Source organism: Rhizobium sp. 268 (genome assembly GCF_036571585.1).
GTDB lineage: Bacteria > Pseudomonadota > Alphaproteobacteria > Rhizobiales > Rhizobiaceae > Rhizobium > Rhizobium redzepovicii.
Genome location: NZ_JAPPSO010000048.1, coordinates 1 through 5489, shown reverse-complemented (window position 1 = coordinate 5489; position 5489 = coordinate 1). Strand labels below are relative to the sequence as shown.

Below are 5489 nucleotides of genomic sequence, written 5' to 3'. Positions count from 1 at the left end.
GGGTGCGTGACCCGCACTAACCGCTGATCTGTGCCGGTCGGGGCTGCATTCTCAGATGAGGTACAAGAAGCTGGAGCGCGGCCGCTTCATCTGGCCGTCAGCCGCTGACGGCACGGTGGTGATCACACCGGCGCAGCTCGGTTATCTGCTCGAAGGCATAGACTGGCGGATGCCGCAAAAGACCTGGTGGCCAACATCGGCAGGATGAGCAAAAGCACTGGAATGGCGGACTCGAATATGATTCCATCCTGCCATGAGCGACGCGACTGATGAGCTTCCGGACGACCTTGCCAGTGCGCTTGCGCTGCTGGCCGAGGAGCGTGCCCGGCGTATCGCTGCCGAGGCAGAAGCAGCGACCGCCAAGGCGCAAGCCGCCAGCGCAAAGGCGCTCGTGTCGCATTCCGAAGCGCTGATCGCGCGGTTGAAGCTGGAGATCGAGAAGGTTCGCCGCGAGCTTTACGGCAGCCGGTCAGAACGCAAGACGCGACTCCTCGAACAGATGGAACTGCAGCTCGAGGAGCTGGAGGCTGACGCTGGCGAAGACGAACTGGCGGCAGAGGTTGCGGCCAAAGCCTCGACGGTCAGGGCTTTCGAGCGCAAGCGTCCATCACGCAAACCATTCCCTGAACATCTGCCGCGCGAGCGTGTCGTTATCGCGGCCCCGGCGAGCTGCCCTTGTTGCGGTTCGGGCAAGCTGTCGAAGCTGGGCGAAGACATCACCGAGACCCTGGAGGTCATCCCGCGTCAGTGGAAGGTGATCCAAACGGTGCGGGAGAAGTTCACCTGCCGCGAATGCGAGAAGATCACCCAGCCACCAGCTCCTTTCCATGTGACGCCGCGGGGCTTTGCCGGGCCCAGCCTTCTGGCGATGATCCTGTTTGAGAAGTTCGCCCAGCAAGCCGCCCAAAGGGCCGCAATGGGCTTTCGAAGTGAAATGGGATGGCTATCGCCTTTCGGTCCTTATCGAGCCGACCCGCATTCGCATCTTGACGCGCGGCGGCCACGACTGGATGAGCTATAAACGTCGCGATGCCATTGCTGAGACTTGTGCACACTAAGACCAGAACGTTGGTATATACTTGCAGAGGCTAACGATAACGGTCTGCACCTGGGTGAGAAGCAGGACCGCCTCATCCGGCCAGTGGGCGTATTCGGCATACGTCAAGATGTTAACGTACAGGGCGCGTTCAAAGGCGCAGGCGTCATTGAATCTTTCCCAGTTCTCTTGCGCGTGACCGCTGATTGTACTAGCGGAGGCGAGGGATGCGGAGGTGAGAAGCGAGCCCGGAATTGCAATTACATTCATCGGAAGAGAACCTATTCTGGGTTGCGCTGGTGTAAGCAAGGGTTTACCCCTCAGGTTCAGTGCTGGTGGTGACGCACTCATCCCTCTGGACATCACGAACTCCTATGGCGCTTGAAAGCTCAGTTCCTCGAGCAAGAGCGGTGCCAGTTTGAGAAACTCCACTTTTTAGCTGGATATGCCCCTTCTTCGTTCCTTTTCGAACCTCTTTGCTACGGGCTTGGTCTGGAGTGTGACAGAGCCACTTGTGGCTGACTTCGTCCGTCGCGAGATCTAGAATCTTCGGGCGTCTGCTGGCGGCGACAGATCGGTTACTCTTTGCGCCGAGATCTCCTTTTGAGGACTGTTCGTTCGATTCCGTGCTGGCGCAAAGGGTAGCCGATCTGTCGCGGCGTATGACCAAGGAGCCGCGCGGCTTCTAGCCCGAACCCCCGGCCGTCGCCATAGCAACCGCTCTCTGTCGATACACCCGACTTTCCCTTTGCGGTTCGAGCAGGATGGCGGCGGCATCACGCACCGTTCGACCCAGAAGTACATGCGCCAAGTGCTTGCTCATCTACCGCTTTCAGGAGCCTCACGACATATGTGCGACATTGTCGTTATCGTTGGCGGCTTCGTGGCACGCCATGGAGTTTTTGTTCCGGTATTTTTGTCCCTCTAAGTGTATGCGGCAGCACCAACTTTCGTTCTGCCCCATCAAACAGCTCAACTGGCACGACGCTTGAAAATTGTTCTCAGGCTGCGACGGAACTAGTCGCATCCTATATCGCGGCATCGCCCCGGTCGGTTCGAACACGAAAAGGAAGTAATTATGACTGCTCTGCGTCAGATCGGGTTTTACGGAAAGGGAGGCATTGGCAAATCCACTACTTCCCAGAATACGCTCGCCCTTTAACAGAAAGGAAACAAAATGCCGGTCCACATTGACCCAAATCGCAGGACGGTGCTCGCCGGGTTGCTCTCCCTTTGCGTGCCATGGCGGTCGGCGCACGCTCGTGCCATTGATCACGATGATGTGAAAGGGTTTCCCGACAGCACCTCGGGCTACCTCAAGGCTTTCCAGCCTTATCTCAAGGTCTTTACTGGCTGTGTGCCTTTCCCGGCCGTGGATGCCGAAGGCAACATCGGCGCTGGTCTGAAACCGTCGGGAGCGATGGACGGCCATTGCTCACGCAGCATCGGGCAGGTCTACGTGAGATCGGAAAAATTTAGAGGCCAGTGTGCAACAATGTACGCGTGGTACTTTCCTAAGGAGCAGAACGTCGACGGGGCTGGCAATCTGGGGCATCGGCATGGTTGGCAGAATATCATCGTCTGGACGGAGGCCTTCGATATCGAGGCGCGGTTGATCTCGATCAGCTATTCGAGCCATGGCTATTACACCCGCGAGAAAAATCCCCACATGCACGGAACACATCCGCTGGTCGGCTATCAGCGGAACCCGTTCCCGCTCAACCCTTCAGTCGTTGACACTAAGATTCGCGGCGGGTTACAGCCTGCGGTCAGTTGGTCCGACTTGACACCGGCAGCGCGGCAGACGCTGGAGACCTTCGACTTTGGTAAGGGGGTACCGTTCAACGAATACAACTGGTACTTCAATCTGAGCAAGGCTCGACTATGAGTAGTGGATGGGATGGGCAAGGGAATCCCGTGCCTGTCCTTATCTAAACACAGCAGTACCTGGAGAACTAGCATGGCCGATCGCACGTCAAAGATAACGTCATCTACGGCCCGCGACTTTCGAACACTTTGGAAGCCTGAAATGCGCTTTCGACAGCTATCTCTCGACGGCGCTGCTTCGTTCGGAATGTCAGGTTAGAGGCACTGAGTCTTTCACCCACAGGATCCTCCGACATACATGAAACTTCGAGCATGCGAGCGGTCTATCTCCAACAAAAACGGGCCGTTGGGATATGCGGTGCGTGGCTGGAAACGCACCGTCACGCGGCTTCCTGGAGCGCATTGGACGACGTTTTTCGGCGTGCCTCAGGTAGATACTGATAGAGACCAAGCCCATAATCTTCCTTGCTGTAGATGAAGCGATAGATTGTCTCCTTACAAACGCGAATTCGACTGAGGCCGTCCGACAGCAGGCGCCCGGCAATCTGTTCCGGCGACCAGCGAGCCTCCAACTGTTGATGATCTCTGTGCACAACGTCGAGTGGCGCCGCAGCTTTCTCAGCCGGCGACGTCGGTCCTTGGCAGTGTCGTTCGCAACGGTGCTGTAATAACCGTCATAGGCCGGTAGTTCGCGATCGCGAAACGCGTTGCGTCGGATCTCGCGATAGATCGTCGAACGATGACGGCCAAGCTGAAGTGCCATCTCGTTTACCGGAACTTTTGCCGCCACCATGTGACGCAGGCGTCGGCGATCGGCGAGGGTGATCTGCGAATAGCATCGAGACATGCCAAAATCTCCAAAGTGAAGCCGTTGAAATTACTGGCATGTCGCAATTGGAAATAGAATGTACCCCCTTACAATAGTTGGGGCGGCATAGAAGTGTCACTTTGGGCGCTTCTTCAGCCATTTAGAAATGCGACACTCGGCATGTCCACTTGCGCTTAGGCAAGCCCCCGAGCGGACCGGCTGGACCGGGTTGCAAGGGAAGGGAGGGGGCGGGTGAGATGCTCCCCTTCGGCTTTAGCTTTGACAGTTGGAGCAGCCAGTCATTCCGCCGCATCGAGGTCAGAGAGCGCTTGTCGCCGTCGGGCAATGACGGCGGGATCGTTCATGAAATCCGTCTTCCGACCCGGCTTGCGGCCCCGCGGCGTGTAGCCATTCTTCTCGCTGTTGGTCCTGACCTTGGGCGCCGGCAGTTGCTCCTGACGCTCCTTGATATAGGCCAGAACATCGCCGAGCCGCTTGTTCTCGGTGATCGCCGCATGCGTCACCCGCTGGTCCTTGTCGAACGTCTTGTAGGGCAGGGAATGACCTTTCCAGCGCACGTCCAGCCGGCCATCGGCATAGGCATAGGTCTCGACATAGCGGCCAACCAGGCCACGCGTCACCTCGGTCTCTTCCAGCATGATCCGCTGGCGCTCAAACGAAAACGTCAACTGCGATCCGACATAGCGCTGCTCGCGCTTGCACAGGATCTCCGTCAACCGATCCGGCGCCAGGTTCAGCGGTCGATGCAGATCGTCCAAACGGGCAGGGGTAACCGCAAAACGCGCATTGTAGTCCTCCATGAAATCCGGCAGGAACGCATTGCCAGCCTCCATGGTGTCGATGCCAGATAGCCGCAGTTCCTTGACCAGACGGTCCTGCAGCGTCCGGTTCATGCGCTCGACACGACCCTTGGCCTGGCTCGAATTTGCGCAGAGAATCTCGATATTTAGCTCACACAGTGCACGCCCGAACTGGGTCATGCCCTGGCCACCCCTGGCATCCTTCTTCGCCACCCGGAACACCGAATGCTTGTCGGAATAAAAGGCAATCGGTGCGCCGTGACGCTTGAGATAGAGCGCCAATGCCTCGAAGTAGGTGAAGGCACTTTCGGAACGCACAAAGCGCAAGTGCATCAACCTACCGGTCGCATCGTCGACGAACACCAGCAGCGAGCATGGATCACGCGGTCCTCGAACCAGCGATGCTCGGACCCGTCAATCTGCACCAACTCGCCATAGGCTTCACGCCGCAAGCGCGGCTGATGAAACGTCCGCCGCTGCTTGCGCGAGAGCCACAGTCCGGCCTCCGACATCCAACCGCGCACCGTCTCGCGCGAGACCCGCAAGCCATCGCGCTCAGTCAACTTCTCTGTCGCCAGGGTCGGCCCGAAATCCGCATAGCGTTCGCGAACCAGCGTCATCGCATAATCCCGAACCCCGTCACTGATCCGGTTGTTCGATGGCCGCCCGATCGCCTTGTGCCGGATCGACGCCGCGCCGTCCGCGCGCATCCGTTGCAGAAGCCGACGCACCTGGCGCTCGCTCAGGTCGAGCACATGCGCCGCTGACACCAACGGCATCAGGCCGGCGATCACTTTCGATAAAACCTCGATCCGCTGCAGATCGCGCTCGCTCATCGCTATCAATCCCATCTGCAATCTCCCAGACGTCGTTCAGACCCGGGGAGTGTGACATTCCAACTTTGCAGAAACAGGACACTTCAACTTTGCGGTGTGACTTCTAATGTAAATGCAACAAGGGCTTAAAGGCTACTACAGGGCAAGGAGATCAGCCCTCG

3 protein-coding genes and 5 pseudogenes are annotated in these 5489 nt (G+C 58.1%); 5 read left to right on the top strand and 3 right to left on the bottom strand.

The window, feature by feature from the left end; genetic code table 11:
- Positions 1 to 55: 55 nt before the first annotated feature.
- The 5 genes and pseudogenes from tnpB to OS035_RS33135 all read left to right on the top strand — a co-directional run bounded on the left by tnpB (position 56) and on the right by OS035_RS33135 (position 2924).
- The gene (tnpB, locus tag OS035_RS33150) at positions 56 to 208 is read left to right on the top strand and encodes an IS66 family insertion sequence element accessory protein TnpB (RefSeq protein WP_331815557.1); all 153 of its coding nucleotides are present in this window, start codon (positions 56 to 58) and stop codon (positions 206 to 208) included.
- Between the two features lie 45 nt (positions 209 to 253).
- Positions 254 to 934, top strand: a pseudogene (locus OS035_RS33145) (IS66 family transposase zinc-finger binding domain-containing protein); the annotation flags it as partial.
- Positions 894 to 1010, top strand: a pseudogene (locus OS035_RS33710) (non-homologous end-joining DNA ligase); the annotation flags it as partial. The pseudogenes OS035_RS33145 and OS035_RS33710, both read left to right, overlap by 41 nt.
- A gap of 1104 nt (positions 1011 to 2114) precedes the next feature.
- Positions 2115 to 2192, top strand: a pseudogene (locus tag OS035_RS33140) (AAA family ATPase); the annotation flags it as partial.
- 21 nt (positions 2193 to 2213) lie between these two features.
- A complete protein-coding gene (locus tag OS035_RS33135; RefSeq protein WP_064653282.1) occupies positions 2214 to 2924 on the top strand; it encodes an NPP1 family protein in 711 nt (236 codons plus the stop codon).
- A gap of 103 nt (positions 2925 to 3027) precedes the next feature.
- On the opposite strand, the gene OS035_RS33705 is transcribed toward OS035_RS33135, so the two are convergent.
- The 3 genes and pseudogenes from OS035_RS33705 to OS035_RS33125 all read right to left on the bottom strand — a co-directional run bounded on the left by OS035_RS33705 (position 3028) and on the right by OS035_RS33125 (position 5343).
- Positions 3028 to 3177: a DarT1-associated NADAR antitoxin family protein gene (locus OS035_RS33705; protein WP_442967733.1), complete on the bottom strand. Its 150-nt coding sequence runs from the start codon at positions 3175 to 3177 to the stop codon at positions 3028 to 3030.
- An 8-nt stretch (positions 3178 to 3185) separates the two neighbouring features.
- A pseudogene (locus OS035_RS33130) lies at positions 3186 to 3710 on the bottom strand (IS30 family transposase); the annotation flags it as partial.
- 260 nt (positions 3711 to 3970) lie between these two features.
- Positions 3971 to 5343, bottom strand: a pseudogene (locus OS035_RS33125) (ISNCY family transposase).
- Positions 5344 to 5489: the final 146 nt, after the last annotated feature.